Below are 13,458 nucleotides of genomic sequence, written 5' to 3'. Positions count from 1 at the left end.
TGCTTAACCCCGCTTTCGGCCATTTTGTTCCCGGCCTATTAGGGTTTTATCCATGACTGAACCCTTCGGGCTGTATATCCACGTTCCTTTCTGCGCCACTCGTTGCGGGTATTGCGATTTCAATACCTATACCCCGGGCGAGCTTGGCAGCCCGCGTGATCTCACTGGGCCCTACCTGGATGCCTTGGATCGCGAGTTGGAATTGGCGGCCGCGCGCGTGGGCCGCCCGGCCGAGACCGTATTCATTGGCGGCGGCACGCCTTCGCTGCTGGGTGGGCAGGGCCTGAGCCGCATCCTGAACACCGTCCGTTCCACCTTTGGCCTGAAACCAGGGGCGGAGGTCACCACCGAATCCAATCCGGAGTCCACCTCGCCGGAGTATTTTGCCCAGCTTGCCGACGCCGGCTATACCCGCATCAGCCTCGGCATGCAGTCCGCATCCCCGGGCGTCCTCCAAGTCCTCGAGCGCGCCCACACACCCGGCCGCGCCTTTGCCGCCGCCCGCGAGGCCCGCGCCGCCGGCTTCGAGCATGTCAACCTCGACATGATCTATGGCACGCCCACTGAAACCGATGACAATGTGCGCGAGACGCTCGACCGAGTGCTAGAAACCGGCGTAGACCACGTCAGTGCTTATTCGCTCATCGTAGAAGACGGCACGCGCATGGCGCGCAAAGTCAATAAAGGTATCCTGCCCGCCCCCGATGAGGACGTGCTGGCACGGCGCTATGAGATGATTTCTACCACCCTCGAGGCAGAAGGATTCGAGTGGTACGAGGTCTCCAACTGGTCCAAGCCCGGCGGCGAGTGCGAGCACAACCGCATCTACTGGGTAGACGGCAATTGGTGGGGTGCAGGCCCAGGCGCCCACTCGCATTTGGGCAACGAGCGCTTCTTTAACGTCAAGCACCCCTCGCGCTACATCGAGGCCCTCGGCCGCGACGAGCTGCCCATCAAAGAAACCGAGACGCTTACCGACGCCGACCGCCACATGGAAAAGATCATGCTCGGCCTGCGCCTGCGCGAGGGCATCCCGGAGGCCTGGCTCGATGCCCACGCTGCCCCCACCCTCGAGCGCTTGATCGGCCGCGGTCTGCTCGAGCGCGCCGGCAATCGCGTACGCATCACCAAGCCCGGCCGCCTGCTGGCCGATGGCATCATCACCGATCTCCTCGTCGCCGAAGAAACCTAATCCTCGTTCCCAGATCTTTAGACTTAGTCCAGTAGAAACCAAACCAGTTAGTTTTGACTCAGTCGATGAGAAACCTGTTATTCCGCTATTTTCTTGTTAGTCTTTTGATATGGACGATGCACTAAATCCGTATACCCCCGGTTCGGGACTTGCCCCTACAGTCCTCACTGGGCGCGACAGGGATCTACAAGCTTTTGACAACTTGATTAAGCGTGCAGAAAACAATTTGCTTGGCCGCCCGATGCTGCTCATTGGCCTTCGTGGAGTCGGCAAGACGGTCCTTTTGAACCAATTGAAATCACGGGCCGATAAGTGTGACTGGCTCACGGTAAAAGTTGAAGCTTCGCAAGGAGTGCGCGGGGCAGAGAGCGTACGGCGGGCAATTGCCAACGGGCTAGGAAAAGCTTCGCTGCGCTACCGTGCGAAGGCGTTGGTGAAAGAGAGTGCTTTGGCACTGTCGCGGGCGGTTGCATCATTTCACCTTTCCTTGGGGGACGGAGCAATGAACCTAGGAGTGGAGACTAAGGATTTAGCTCCTGTTACCGGAAACCTAGAGCTCGACCTGCAGGATGTCACCTCTGCTGTAGCGGAAACCCTAAAAAGGGATCGAAAGGCCCTTGCTTTCTTTATCGATGAAATGCAAGACCTAGATGAGGAAATGATGGAGGCGTTAATTTCAGCCCAGCATGAAGCAGGCCAAAACCGTCTACCCTTTTATATAATCGGCGCTGGTCTACCGAGCTTGCCCGGAAAAGTTGCTAGGTCGCGCTCCTATGCGGAGCGCATGTTTGAGGTACACACCATTGACCGCCTTGGCTTGCATTCGGCGCGCAAAGCTCTATCTGCACCCGCTGAGCGCCAAGACGTGGAATTCGAAGATGACGCTCTGGATTTTCTTGCGGAGGCAAGTGGACAGTATCCGTACTTTTTACAGGAGTTTGGATCCCAAATTTGGAAGGTAGGCGAAATCTCACCGTTTACCATTGCGGATGCAAGGCAGGCCGCTCGCTTGGGAACAAAGCAACTAGACGCAGGCTTCTTCCAAGCTCGCTGGGATCGAGCTACGCCAGCTGAAAGAGACTATCTCAGTGCCATGGCAGCCTTAGGCGATGGTTCAGCGGAAACGAAAGAAATCGGTGAACGTCTAGGGAAGGATAATAAAGCTCTTGGTCCGGTGCGGGCTAAGCTCATAAACAAAGGTCTCATTTATTCCCCTGAGCACGGTAAAGTCAGGTACACCGTCCCGAACTTTAAAGAATTTATCATTCGCCGAAGCGAATAGGAGCGCCATAGTGTCTACCTCAACCGATGCCCGCCGCAAGGAAGTCCTGCGCGCCATCGTGGCGGACTATATTGCCTCCCAGGAGCCCGTTGGCTCTAAGTCGCTCTTGGAGCGCTACCAATTGGGAGTTTCCTCGGCCACCATCCGCAATGACATGGCCGTGCTCGAATCCCAGGGCCTTATCTCCCAGCAGCACGCCAGCTCCGGCCGCGTGCCCACCCAGCAGGGCTACCGCCACTTTGTGGACTCCCTCCACGAGGTCAAGCCGCTGTCGGCCCCGGAGCGCCGCGCGATGCTTAACTTCTTGGAAGGCGGCGTCGACTTGGAGGATGTGCTACGCCGCTCGGTGCAGCTACTGGCGCAGGTGACGAAGCAAGCGGCTGTCGTCCAGCTGCCCAATCTCAAGGTATCCCGCGTCAAGCACTGCGAGGTCGTGGCACTCTCCCCAGTGCGCCTGCTGCTGGTGCTTATCACCGATAACGGCCGCGTGGATCAGCGCAATGTGGAGCTCGATGAAATCATTGACCAGGACCAGACCTTCCGCCTGCGCGACATCGTCAATAGCGCGCTAGTGGGCAAGACGCTTAGCGACGCCTCCGTGGAACTCGCCCACCTTGTCGATGACGCCCCCTTGGATATCCGCCACCACGTGCTCAAGGTGGCCACCACCCTCATCGAGACCCTAGTGGAGCAGCCCTCCGACCGGCTGATTATGGCCGGTGCTTCTAACCTGACGCGCGTGGCGCGCGAGTTTCCGGAAGGTTTGCCCAAGATTATTGAGGCACTAGAAGAGCAGGTCGTCGTCCTCAAGCTGCTTGCCCGCGTGCCCGATCTGGGCAACGTCTCCGTGGTCATCGGTGAGGAAAACGAGGAAGACCAGCTGCGCCAAGCCTCCGTCGTCGCCACGGGCTACGGCTTGGGCACCGGCGATGAGGTGGCCACGCTCGGTGGCCTCGGCGTGGTGGGGCCGACCTTTATGGATTACTCGGGAACAATTTCTAAGGTCTCTGCCGTTGCACGGTATGTGAGCGAAATTTTGGCCGGCGAGCAGTGCGAGTAAACTGGCTGGCCGCGAATAATTTTTTCAAGTTAACCCCAACAAGACGAATTAGAAGGAATATCTCTTACAGTGGCTCGTGACTATTACGGCATCCTCGGTGTTGATAAAAACGCAACTGACCAGGAGATTAAGAAGGCCTACCGCAAAATGGCCCGCAAGTATCACCCGGATCTGAACCCGGATGATGACGCTGCCGCGGAAAAGTTCCGCGATGCCGCGCTGGCCCAGGAGGTACTGCTGGATCCGCAAAAGCGCCAGATCGTGGACATGGGCGGCGACCCCATGGAGCAGGGCGGCGGTGCCGGTGCTGGCGCCGGTGGCTTTGGCGGCTTCGGTGGCGGCGGCCTCGGCGATATTTTCGCCGAATTCTTTGGCGGCGGCGCCGGCGGTTCCCGCGGCCCGAAGTCTCGCGTCCAGCCGGGCAATGATGCCCTGCTGCGCACCCGCATCACTTTGGAAGAGGCCTACACCGGCCTAAAGAAGAAGGTCACCGTGGATACCGCGGTGCTGTGCGATAGCTGTGGTGGTACCGGTTCCGAGTCCAAGGCCAAGCCGGTTACCTGTGATAACTGCAATGGCATGGGTGAAATCCAGGAGATGCAGCGCAGCTTCCTGGGCAACGTCATGACCACCCGTCCGTGTCCGAAGTGCCAGGGTTTTGGCGAGGTCATCACTGATCCGTGCAACCACTGCGCCGGCGACGGCCGCGTAAAGAAGCGCCGCGATATCACCGTGAATATCCCGGCCGGTATCAATGATGGCATGCGCATCCGCATGGCCTCCCAAGGCGAGGTCGGCCACGGCGGAGGCCCAGCCGGCGATCTCTACGTCGAGGTCCACACGGAGGAGCACCCCGTCTTCCAGCGCAACGCCGATGACCTGAACCTCACCGTGCGCGTGCCGATGATTGATGCCGCCTTGGGCACCAATTTCACCATCGACCAGCTCAATGGCGAAGAGCTCACCATCGACATCGAGCCGGGCACCCAGCCGGGCGAGTCCATCAAGGTCGATGGCGCCGGCATGCCTCGCCTGCGCACCGATGGCTACGGCAACCTCTTTGCCCACGTGGACGTTGTTGTGCCGAAGGACCTGGACCGCAAGACCCGCGAGTCCCTGGAGAAGATCCGCAACTCCCGCGACGAGGGAGCGCGCGTGCGCACCACCGGCGACGGCCAAGAGGAATCCTTCTTCAGCCGCATCCGCGATAAGTTCCGCCGCTAATGTCGCTGCCCGTCTTCATCCATCCGGATCTTTCCGTCGCGCGCACCGGCGAGGCCTTCAGCTTTTCCGGCCCGGAGGCCCGCCATGCCGTGACGGTCAAGCGCATGGGGGAGGGCGAGCGCCTCGAGCTTATCGACGGCACCGGTACCCGCCTTACCCTCACCATCACCGTAACCTCGGGCAAGGATTCCCTGGAAGGTACGGTCGACTCCATCGAGACCGCGCCCGATCCCACCCCGCGGGTGAGCGTGGTGCAGGCCATTCCGAAATCCGAGCGTGCCGAGCTCGCGGTGGATCTCGCCACCCAGGCAGGCGCGGATGAGATTATCGCCTGGCAGGCGGACCGCTGCGTGGCTAAATGGGACGGAAAGAAGGCGCCGAAGGCGGTGGCCAAGTGGCAGGCGGCCGCTGATTCCGCGGCCAAGCAATCCCGCCGCGCCCGCATCCCGCAGGTGCGCGGTCCGCTGACCACCCCGCAGCTCGTTCGAGAGCTCACCGGTCGCCGCGACGGCGCTTCTTCCAACGCACCGACCGTGCTTGTATTGCACGAGGAAGCAACCGTCTCCATCAAGGACGTGCCGCTCACAGAGGACGTCGTCCTGCTCGTCGGCCCCGAGGGCGGCATTGGCGACGCTGAGCTCGATCGCCTCAAAGAAGCCGGCGCCACGCCCATCAAGCTCGGCCCGGAAGTGCTGCGCACGGCGAGTGCGGCAATGGTGGCGCTAGCGGCAATCGGCATGCGCACCGAGCGTTGGTAGCAGGCGCTGGTAGCCTAAAGCACGTGCCTATCATCACGAAGAAATGTGAGCTAGATTCCGCCTACGTCAGCAGCGTGCTGGGTAGTGCGGACGATAACCTGCGCGTGCTCAATAACCGCCTGGATGCGGACCTGTTTGCCCGCGGCAATGTCGTCACCGTCACCGGTCCTGATTATGAAGTGGCTCGCGCCGCCAAGATCCTCGATGAGCTCGAGGCCATCGCCCGCCGCGGCCACGCCGTGTCCACCGATACGGTCAAGCACACCATGGACATGGTGGCCGTGGAGGCGCCGCAGTCGGTATCGGCGGCGCTGGCGGCGGACATCGTTAAGCGCCGCGGCAAGGCCGTCCGCCCAAAGACAGTGGGTCAGTCTGAATACGTGCAGGCCATCGACGATAATACGGTAGTCTTTGGCATCGGCCCGGCCGGTTCCGGCAAGACCTACCTGGCGGTGGCCAAGGCCGTGCAGGCCCTGCAGACCAAGCAGGTCTCGCGCATTATCCTCACTCGCCCGGCCGTGGAGGCAGGGGAGAAGCTCGGCTTTTTGCCGGGCACGCTCAATGACAAGATTGACCCGTACCTGCGCCCGCTCTATGACGCCCTGCGGGACATGCTCGACCCAGAAATGATTCCTAAGCTCATGGAAGCCGGCATCATTGAGGTCGCCCCGCTGGCCTATATGCGCGGTCGCACGTTGAACGATGCCTTTGTCATCCTTGATGAGGCTCAAAACACCACTCCGGCGCAGATGAAGATGTTCCTCACTCGCTTGGGCTTTGGCTCCAAGATTGTGGTCACCGGCGATATCTCGCAGGTAGACCTTCCACACGGCCAGGTCTCGGGCCTGCGCATCGTGCGCCGCATCCTGCGCAATGTGGATGATATCCACTTCGCGGACCTGGGGTCTAAGGACGTGGTGCGCCACCAGCTGGTCGGGCGCATCGTCAATGCGTATGAGACCTTTGATAATAAGAAAGCCGCTGAATACGAGGGAATGGAATGAGTATCGAATTTCTCAATGAATCCGGCTTCGAGGGCGTCAACGAGGAGATGCTGATTGACGTCGCCTCTTATGCCTTCGGCGCCATGGATATTAACCCCGATGCTGAGTGCACCATCACCTGTGTGGATTTGAAGACCATCGAGGATCTCCACGTGCGCTGGATGGATCTGGAAGGCCCCACCGATGTTATGAGCTTCCCCATGGATGAGCTCACCCCCGGCGCGATTGCAGGCGGCGGCCGCCCCGACGCCGTCGACCCAGGCCCGGCCATGCTGGGCGATATTGTGCTGTGCCCCGAATTTGCCTTGCGCCAGGCAGAAGCCGCCGGCCATTCCTTAGGCCATGAGCTTGCCTTGCTTACGGTCCACGGGTGCCTGCATCTTTTGGGCTATGACCACTCCACTCCGGCCGAGGAAAAAGAAATGTTCGGCCGCCAAAACGAGCTGCTTGCGGATTGGTACGACGATCTAGCCGAGCGCGGTGTTGCCTATCAGCCCAAGCCCTCCGGCCCCAAGGCTTTTCCTGACGCCGCCGAGCGCGCCAACCTAGACAAGCAGGTTCCCGGCGGCGGAATCCCTGCGGTGGGCGAACCGCAAGATAACCCGGAGGAATAATTTTTGTCTTTTCCTTGGTGAGCGCGCGGGCAGCGTAGCACAATGGGTAGCTATGACTATCCTTTCCATCCAGTCCCACGTCACCTACGGCCACGTTGGCAACTCTGCGGCCGTCTTTCCCCTGCAGCGCGCTGGCCATGAGGTATGGCCGGTTCACACGGTGAATTTCTCCAACCACACCGGCTACGGTGACTGGGGCGGACCGATGATTCCAGCCAGCGATGTCACCTCCATCATCGACGGCATTGAAAAGCGCGGCGCCTTCCCGCAGATCGACGCCATCCTTTCTGGCTACCAGGGCGGCGCCGACATTGCCGACGCCATCGTGGAAACCGTCCGCCGCATCAAGGCCGCCAACCCTAAGGCCCTCTACGCCTGCGACCCTGTAATGGGTAATGCCAAGTCCGGCTGCTTCGTCTCCGATGAGATCCCGCCGCTCTTGCGCGACCGCGTCGTGCCCGTCGCCGATATCATCACCCCCAACCAGTTTGAGCTGGGTTACCTCACCGATTCCGAGGTCGGCACCCTGGATGAAACCCTCGCCGCAGTAAAGAAGGCGCAGGAAATCGGCCCGAAGACCGTTCTGGTTACCTCCGTCAAGCGCCCAGAGACTGCCGACGACCAGATTGAGATGCTTGCCGTCGACGGCGACCGCGCCTTCCTTGTGTCCACGCCGCTGCTGCCGTTCAAGCGCAACGGCTCCGGCGACGTCACCGCCGCCCTGTTTACCGGCCACTACACCGAGACCAGCGATGTTAAGGAGTCCCTGCGCCGCACCGCCTCTTCCGTATATGACCTGCTGGAAAACACCTACGAGGCTGAGACCGCCGAGCTCCAGCTCATCCAGTCCCAAGACGTATTTGCGCACCCGCGCATGCAATTCAGCGCCGAGGAGCTTTAATCCACGCCTGGGCCTAATCTGCTAGGTCTATCGAGTGTCGGCCGAGCTGAGTAAACCTTCCCCTTAGCTCGGCTCTCTTATTTCATCAAGGCGACTTACGATGAGTCTCTTATACGAGACTACTTCTCCGGTCGAATAGTGTGACGTACCACTAGTGCGTCGGTAATATGGCTCCCATCACATCATCTACCTTGCGATAGGAGTCCACTATGTCCAGCACCGGCAGCATTAGCGCATCCCCCGACGGCCTGTTGATGGCCCTCATTCAGTATCCCGTTCCGGTGGTCAATACCCCGGAAGACGTCCAGGCTAGTGTGGACGAAATCTGCCGCATGGTGGGTTCCACCAAGGCCGGCTACCCAGACCTCGACCTTATTGTTTTCCCGGAATATTCTTCCTCCGGTCTCAACACCAAGATTTGGTCCTATGATGAATTCCTCATCGGCCTCGATGACCCAAAGGTGGACCAGTTCAAGCAGGCCTGCAAAGACAATGATGTCTGGGGCGTCTTTTCCATCATGGAGCCAAACCATGAGGAAGGAAAGCCGCCTTTCAATACCGCCATCATCATCAACTCCGATGGCGAAATCGCACTGCACTACCGCAAGCTTCAGCCGTGGACTCCCATCGAGCCTTGGTACCCAGGCGATCTGGGCATGCCGGTTTGCGACGGCCCGAAGGGCTCCAAGCTTGCCGTGAACATTTGCCACGATGGCATGTTCCCTGAGCTCGCGCGCGAGGCTGCATACAAGGGCGCCAACGTCTATATCCGTATCTCTGGCTACTCCACGCAGACCCAGGATCAGTGGATCATGACTAATAAGACCAATGCCTTCCAAAACCTGATGTATACCGCCTCCGTGAACCTGGCTGGCTACGACAACACCTTCTACTACTTCGGTGAAGGCAACGTCTGCAATTACGACGGCCACATGATTTCTGAGGGCCACCGCAATCCCGGCGAAATCGTCACTGCCGAAATCTTCCCAGAGCTGGCTGATAAGGCCCGCATCAATTGGGGCCTAGAAAACAACATCTTCAACCTGGGCAACCGCGGGTACGTGGGCTACCCCGGCGGCAAGACCGACAACTATCTCACCTGGGTCGAGGACTTGGCCAAGGGCGAGTATAGGCTGCCTTGGGCTGACGACGTCCGCATCAAGGACGGCTGGAAGTACTACCCGGACGGCCCGCAGCTCGGCCCGCTGCCGGACGAGTTTAAGTAAGCCCCGATAATCGACCACCAAGGCCCTGCACCCATCTTTACGGGCGCAGGGCCTTGACGTTGCTTAACGCTCTTCCTTCTATCTGTTAATACTCGTAGCCTTCAACCGCACCCGTATCCGAATCCGCTGGCGTATTCGTATCTGCGCCAGACTCTGGTGTGTAGCCTGCATCTATATCGCCGTAGCTATCGAGATAGTCTGAATCGGAAGGTGGAAGGCCTCCGTTGCACAGCTCGGCCCATTCCTCAGGGTACTTATAGCGACCTTCCTCACCGCCGCAGACTCCTTCGGCTCGAACAGATCTCTGTAGCTCTGGAGTATTGCAGAGCTCAGTTTGGTGCCAAGATCCATCGGAGAAGTGTCCAACTGCCCCTAATCCAATATCGCAATACAGTAACTCCGGCTCCGCGGCTGCTGCCTGGGGTTGGGTCTCCGGTTCAGCAGCAACGCTATCTGCAGGTTCTTCAGTCATGGCCTCTTCGCTGTTGGTCGTGGTGGAAGAGGTGGTGCTCGAAGAATTAGTAGAGCTCGAAGTAGAGGTAGTTGAGGAACTAGTACTCGTCTCGGCGGGCGGCTCGGAATCGGGCGAGGAGCATGCGGAAAGGATCAGAGTAAGGGCAGCGCCCAAAAGTAGGGCAGGGGAATTGCGGGGCATGAGGGCCTTTCGGAGAGTTAGCGTGGTATGCGCTGGGGAGAAGAGGTTTCTCCATAGATTAGCCCTATGTCGTGTCACCGGTGCGAATTGGATATGAACTAATCGGAGATCTTGACTCCGTGGGCTATTATTGCGGGTAATGAGTTCTGATTTTGATGCACAGTTTGATGCGGCATTCGAGGGTCTGCCAGAAGACCCCGATGATGCCGTGCCGGAAGGCGCCGAAAATACGGCAGCCCCGCTTGATTATTCGCAATACACCGATACCCCGGAGGGATTCCGCTCAGGCTTCGTCTCCTTTGTTGGGCGCCCGAATACCGGCAAGTCCACCCTGACTAATGCCCTGGTGGGGCAGAAGATTGCGATTACCGCAGACCAGCCGGAGACTACCCGCCACACCATTCGCGGTTTGGTCCACCGCGATGATGCCCAGGTCATCGTCGTGGATACGCCGGGTCTGCACCGCCCACGTACCCTTTTGGGCGAGCGCCTCAACGAGGTAGTCAAAGACACCTATGCCGATGTGGATGTAATCGGCCTGACCATCCCGGCCGATGAAAAGATTGGCCCGGGTGACCGCTGGATCCTGGAAAACGTGCGCAGCATCGCGCCAAAGACCCCGATCATCGGCATCGTCACCAAGCTGGATAAGGCCAGCAAAGATCAGGTTGGCGCGCAGTTGTTGGCCCTGCACGAGCTACTCTCCCAGGATGACCCGAATGCGGTAGTCATCCCGGTTTCCTCCAAGGAGGGTGTGCAACTGGATGAGCTGGTGCAGGTCATCGTGGACCACCTGCCGGAAGGCCCGAAGTTCTACCCAGATGACCACATCACCGATGAGGGCCAGGAAAAGCGCATCGAGGAACTCATTCGTGAAGCTGCTCTGTCCGGCTTGAAGGCGGAGCTGCCGCACTCGGTGGCGGTGCAGGTTGATGAGATGCTGCCGTCGCGCACTCGTGAGGGCGTGCTGGATATCCACGCCATTTTGTACCTGGAGCGCCCAGGCCAGAAGCGCATTATCGAGGGCAAGGATGGCCTGCGCTTCCGCCGCATTGTGGGCAATGCCCGCAAGGAGATTATTAAGCTGCTCGGCCACAATGTGTACCTGGATCTGCGCATCAAGGTGCTGAAGAATTGGCAGTCTGACCCGAAGTCGCTGGGTAGGCTCGGGTTCTAATCCACTATGCGCGAGAACTATCGTGACCGCGCAGTGGTCATCCGCACCTACGACTTTGGCGAGGCCGATCGCGTCATAGTCCTGCTTACCCGCGATCATGGCCTCGTGCGCGCGGTGGCCAAAGGCGTGCGCCGCGCCAAGTCGCGCTTTGGTTCGCGCCTGCAGCTCTTTGTCAACCTCGATGTCCAGCTGTATGTGGGCAAGAACCTAGCTACCATTTCCCAGGCGGATACCGTCGACTACTTTGGCGCGCGCCTCATTGAGGACTATGAGCGCTATACGGCCGCGTGCGCGGTGCTGGAATCGGCCGAGCGCCTTGCATTTGCCGACGCCGCCCATGATCCCTACCTCTACGAATCCGTCACCGCGACCTTGGAGCAGCTCCAGACCGCGGACCCGACCATGGCGCTGGATGCCTTCCTACTGCAGGCCATGGCGCATGCCGGTTGGGCGCCAAGCCTTTTCAACTGCGCCCAGTGCAACCGGCCTGGTCCGCACCACGCCTTCCACCCGGCAGTAGGCGGCGCAGCGTGCCACGAATGCCGTCCGCCAGGTGCTGCGGAAGTAGACCCGGAAACCCTGCACCACCTGTGGCTTTTGGCGCATAATCACCCGACGAACCCGACGAATGCGCAAAAGCAGGAGGGGCATCGCCTAGCGCGGGCGTACCTGCAGTGGCACATGGAGCGCAATGTTTCCGCATTGCAGGTTATGGAGCAGTAGAATATAGCCCGTGATTACGCCAGACCCGAACCGCACTTTGACCCCGCCGAATATCCCGGATGAGTTCATGCCGCGCCATATTGCGCTGGTCATGGATGGCAACGGCCGCTGGGCCCAGGAGAAGGGCATGAAGCGCACCGAGGGGCATAGGCGCGGAGAAGCCGTGCTTCTTGACGTCGTCGATGCTTGCCTTGCCGCCGGCGTTCCCTACCTTTCCGCGTACGCGTTCTCCACGGAGAATTGGCGCCGCAGCCCGGAGGAGGTCCGCTTCCTTATGGGATTTAACCGCGACGTGCTGCGCCGCCAGCGTGAGTGGCTCAATGAACGTGGCGTGCGCGTGGTGTGGTCGGGCCGCCGCCCGCGCCTGTGGCGCTCGGTTATTAAGGAGCTCGAGGCTGCCCAGGAGCTGACCAAGGACAATACCAAGATGACCTTGGCCATGTGCGTGAACTACGGCGGTAGGGCAGAGCTGGTAGATGGCTTTAGGGACATCGCCAAGCAGGTTGCCGCCGGCGAGCTTAACCCGCGCGATATTAAGGAAGAGACCATCACGCAGCACCTCTATGACCCAGGCATGCCGGATGTGGACCTCTTTCTGCGTCCGTCCGGGGAGAAGCGCACCTCCAACTTCCTACTCTGGCAGTCTGCGTACGCGGAGATGATTTACCAGGACAAGCTCTTCCCGGACTTCACGCCGGAGGATCTCTTCGCCGCCATCGAGGAGTATGCACGGCGCGACCGCCGCTTCGGTGGTGTGAAGAAGTAGTGCAAAAGAAAAACCTCAGCCGCCGGGAACTGGAGGCTGAGGTTAGGGGAGGGGCGACTTTGAGGGGAGGCGCGAGCGCGATTATGCGGAGGCGGCGCAGTCGCTGCAGATGCCAAAGACCTCGGCATCGTGGCCGGTGAGCTCGAAGCCGTATTCCTTGGCTACGGAGGTAGCCCACTTTTCAATGGGGCCGCCATCGATTTCTTCGGTGCGGCCGCACTTGGTGCACACCAAGTGGTGGTGGTGGGCATCGGTATCGCAATGGCGGTAGAGGGTTTCGCCATTGGGCATGTGGAGGGCATCCACTGCATCGATATCGGTCAGGGACTGCAGGGTGCGGTACACGGTGGTCAGGCCCACCTTTTCCTCACGCTCCTGGAGCTCGTGGTAGATCTCCTTGGCGGAGGCGAATTTCTCCATTTCCCGCAATACCTCAACGACTGCGGTGCGCTGCTTGGTATTGCGCGCGCCTAGTTTGGGAATACTGTCGTGTAAAGCCATGCCCTTAACATTATCAATAGTTTTTCAACAACTGCACAGTCAGGCGGCTTTTTATGCAGGCGGGGAGGGGTTAGGAGGCGATCTTGGCGGCGTCGGCAAGCAGGTCCAAAACCCGCGGCGCAATGAGCGAGTAAGTTACCTCGCGGCCGCTACGCTCGGAGTCTACGATGCCCGCCTGCTTGAGCACGCGCAGGTGCTGACTGATAAGGGGCTGGGACTTGCCGGTGGCCTTGACCAGCTCGTGGACAAAGTGATCGCGCTCGGCCAAGCGGGAAATGATTGCGATGCGTAGGGGCGAATCGAGGGCAGCGATCACGCCGGCGGCCGCAGAATTAATAAAGGCCGTGTCAGTGGTCGTCATAGGGGGTGTCACCT

General features: G+C 59.9%; 14 protein-coding genes. 12 read left to right on the top strand and 2 right to left on the bottom strand.

Features of this window, described 5'->3' with window-relative positions; all coding sequences use genetic code 11:
* Positions 1–52 precede the first annotated feature (52 nt).
* From hemW to QP915_RS07455, 12 genes are all read left to right on the top strand, one after another.
* The gene (gene hemW / locus QP915_RS07510; RefSeq protein ID WP_284768894.1) at positions 53–1,192 is read left to right on the top strand and encodes a radical SAM family heme chaperone HemW; all 1,140 of its coding nucleotides are present in this window, start codon (positions 53–55) and stop codon (positions 1,190–1,192) included.
* 109 nt (positions 1,193–1,301) lie between these two features.
* Positions 1,302–2,474, top strand: a complete 1,173-nt coding sequence (locus tag QP915_RS07505; protein WP_086589206.1) for an ATP-binding protein — start codon at positions 1,302–1,304, stop codon at positions 2,472–2,474.
* 10 nt (positions 2,475–2,484) lie between these two features.
* The gene (gene hrcA, locus QP915_RS07500) at positions 2,485–3,534 is read left to right on the top strand and encodes a heat-inducible transcriptional repressor HrcA (RefSeq protein WP_023020999.1); all 1,050 of its coding nucleotides are present in this window, start codon (positions 2,485–2,487) and stop codon (positions 3,532–3,534) included.
* Between the two features lie 69 nt (positions 3,535–3,603).
* Positions 3,604–4,758 carry a molecular chaperone DnaJ gene (gene dnaJ / locus QP915_RS07495; RefSeq protein WP_284768893.1) on the top strand — a complete coding sequence of 385 codons (1,155 nt, stop codon included), beginning with the start codon at positions 3,604–3,606 and terminating at the stop codon, positions 4,756–4,758.
* Positions 4,758–5,516 (top strand): 16S rRNA (uracil(1498)-N(3))-methyltransferase, encoded by a 759-nt coding sequence (locus tag QP915_RS07490; RefSeq protein WP_284768892.1) that lies wholly within the window; start codon positions 4,758–4,760, stop codon positions 5,514–5,516. The genes dnaJ and QP915_RS07490 overlap by 1 nt, the downstream gene beginning before the upstream one ends.
* Before the next feature lie 23 nt (positions 5,517–5,539).
* Positions 5,540–6,520, top strand: a complete 981-nt coding sequence (locus QP915_RS07485) for a PhoH family protein (RefSeq protein WP_005326444.1) — start codon at positions 5,540–5,542, stop codon at positions 6,518–6,520.
* Complete coding sequence (gene ybeY, locus QP915_RS07480; RefSeq protein ID WP_284768891.1) at positions 6,517–7,134, top strand: rRNA maturation RNase YbeY; 618 nt, start codon at positions 6,517–6,519, stop codon at positions 7,132–7,134. The genes QP915_RS07485 and ybeY overlap by 4 nt, the downstream gene beginning before the upstream one ends.
* A 52-nt stretch (positions 7,135–7,186) precedes the next feature.
* Positions 7,187–8,035, top strand: coding sequence for a pyridoxal kinase PdxY (gene pdxY / locus QP915_RS07475; RefSeq protein WP_284768890.1), 849 nt, complete (start codon positions 7,187–7,189; stop codon positions 8,033–8,035).
* A 209-nt stretch (positions 8,036–8,244) separates the two neighbouring features.
* On the top strand, positions 8,245–9,261 hold the full coding sequence (locus QP915_RS07470) for a formamidase (protein WP_284768889.1): 1,017 nt from the start codon (positions 8,245–8,247) through the stop codon (positions 9,259–9,261).
* 794 nt (positions 9,262–10,055) lie between these two features.
* Entirely contained in the window at positions 10,056–11,093 is a 1,038-nt protein-coding gene (gene era / locus QP915_RS07465; protein ID WP_284768888.1) for a GTPase Era, read from the top strand.
* Positions 11,094–11,099: 6 nt separating this feature from the next.
* A complete protein-coding gene (recO, locus tag QP915_RS07460) occupies positions 11,100–11,816 on the top strand; it encodes a DNA repair protein RecO (RefSeq protein WP_284768887.1) in 717 nt (238 codons plus the stop codon).
* Positions 11,817–11,826: 10 nt separating this feature from the next.
* A complete protein-coding gene (locus QP915_RS07455) occupies positions 11,827–12,582 on the top strand; it encodes an isoprenyl transferase (RefSeq protein ID WP_284768886.1) in 756 nt (251 codons plus the stop codon).
* 81 nt (positions 12,583–12,663) lie between these two features.
* Here the strand turns inward: QP915_RS07455 and QP915_RS07450 are convergent, their stop codons facing one another.
* Together QP915_RS07450 and QP915_RS07445 are read right to left on the bottom strand one after the other, a co-directional pair.
* Positions 12,664–13,083, bottom strand: coding sequence for a Fur family transcriptional regulator (locus QP915_RS07450; RefSeq protein WP_005326453.1), 420 nt, complete (start codon positions 13,081–13,083; stop codon positions 12,664–12,666).
* A gap of 70 nt (positions 13,084–13,153) precedes the next feature.
* On the bottom strand, positions 13,154–13,444 hold the full coding sequence (locus QP915_RS07445; protein WP_284768885.1) for an ArsR/SmtB family transcription factor: 291 nt from the start codon (positions 13,442–13,444) through the stop codon (positions 13,154–13,156).
* Between the last annotated feature and the right edge of the window lie 14 nt (positions 13,445–13,458).

This window comes from Corynebacterium sp. MSK158 (assembly GCF_030229085.1).
In the GTDB taxonomy this organism is placed as follows: domain Bacteria; phylum Actinomycetota; class Actinomycetes; order Mycobacteriales; family Mycobacteriaceae; genus Corynebacterium.
The sequence above is the reverse complement of the archived record's forward strand: the minus strand, read 5'-3'. Positions and strand labels throughout refer to the sequence as shown.

Excerpts from the sequence above, each read along its gene's own strand:
- hemW (WP_284768894.1), top strand. The coding sequence starts at position 53 with ATGACTGAACCCTTCGGGCTGTATATCCACGTTCCTTTCTGCGCCACT.
- QP915_RS07505 (WP_086589206.1), top strand. The coding sequence starts at position 1,302 with ATGGACGATGCACTAAATCCGTATACCCCCGGTTCGGGACTTGCCCCT.
- QP915_RS07490 (WP_284768892.1), top strand. The coding sequence starts at position 4,758 with ATGTCGCTGCCCGTCTTCATCCATCCGGATCTTTCCGTCGCGCGCACC.
- ybeY (WP_284768891.1), top strand. The coding sequence starts at position 6,517 with ATGAGTATCGAATTTCTCAATGAATCCGGCTTCGAGGGCGTCAACGAG.
- pdxY (WP_284768890.1), top strand. The coding sequence starts at position 7,187 with ATGACTATCCTTTCCATCCAGTCCCACGTCACCTACGGCCACGTTGGC.
- QP915_RS07470 (WP_284768889.1), top strand. The coding sequence starts at position 8,245 with ATGTCCAGCACCGGCAGCATTAGCGCATCCCCCGACGGCCTGTTGATG.
- era (WP_284768888.1), top strand. The coding sequence starts at position 10,056 with ATGAGTTCTGATTTTGATGCACAGTTTGATGCGGCATTCGAGGGTCTG.
- recO (WP_284768887.1), top strand. The coding sequence starts at position 11,100 with ATGCGCGAGAACTATCGTGACCGCGCAGTGGTCATCCGCACCTACGAC.
- QP915_RS07450 (WP_005326453.1), bottom strand. The coding sequence starts at position 13,083 with ATGGCTTTACACGACAGTATTCCCAAACTAGGCGCGCGCAATACCAAG.
- QP915_RS07445 (WP_284768885.1), bottom strand. The coding sequence starts at position 13,444 with ATGACGACCACTGACACGGCCTTTATTAATTCTGCGGCCGCCGGCGTG.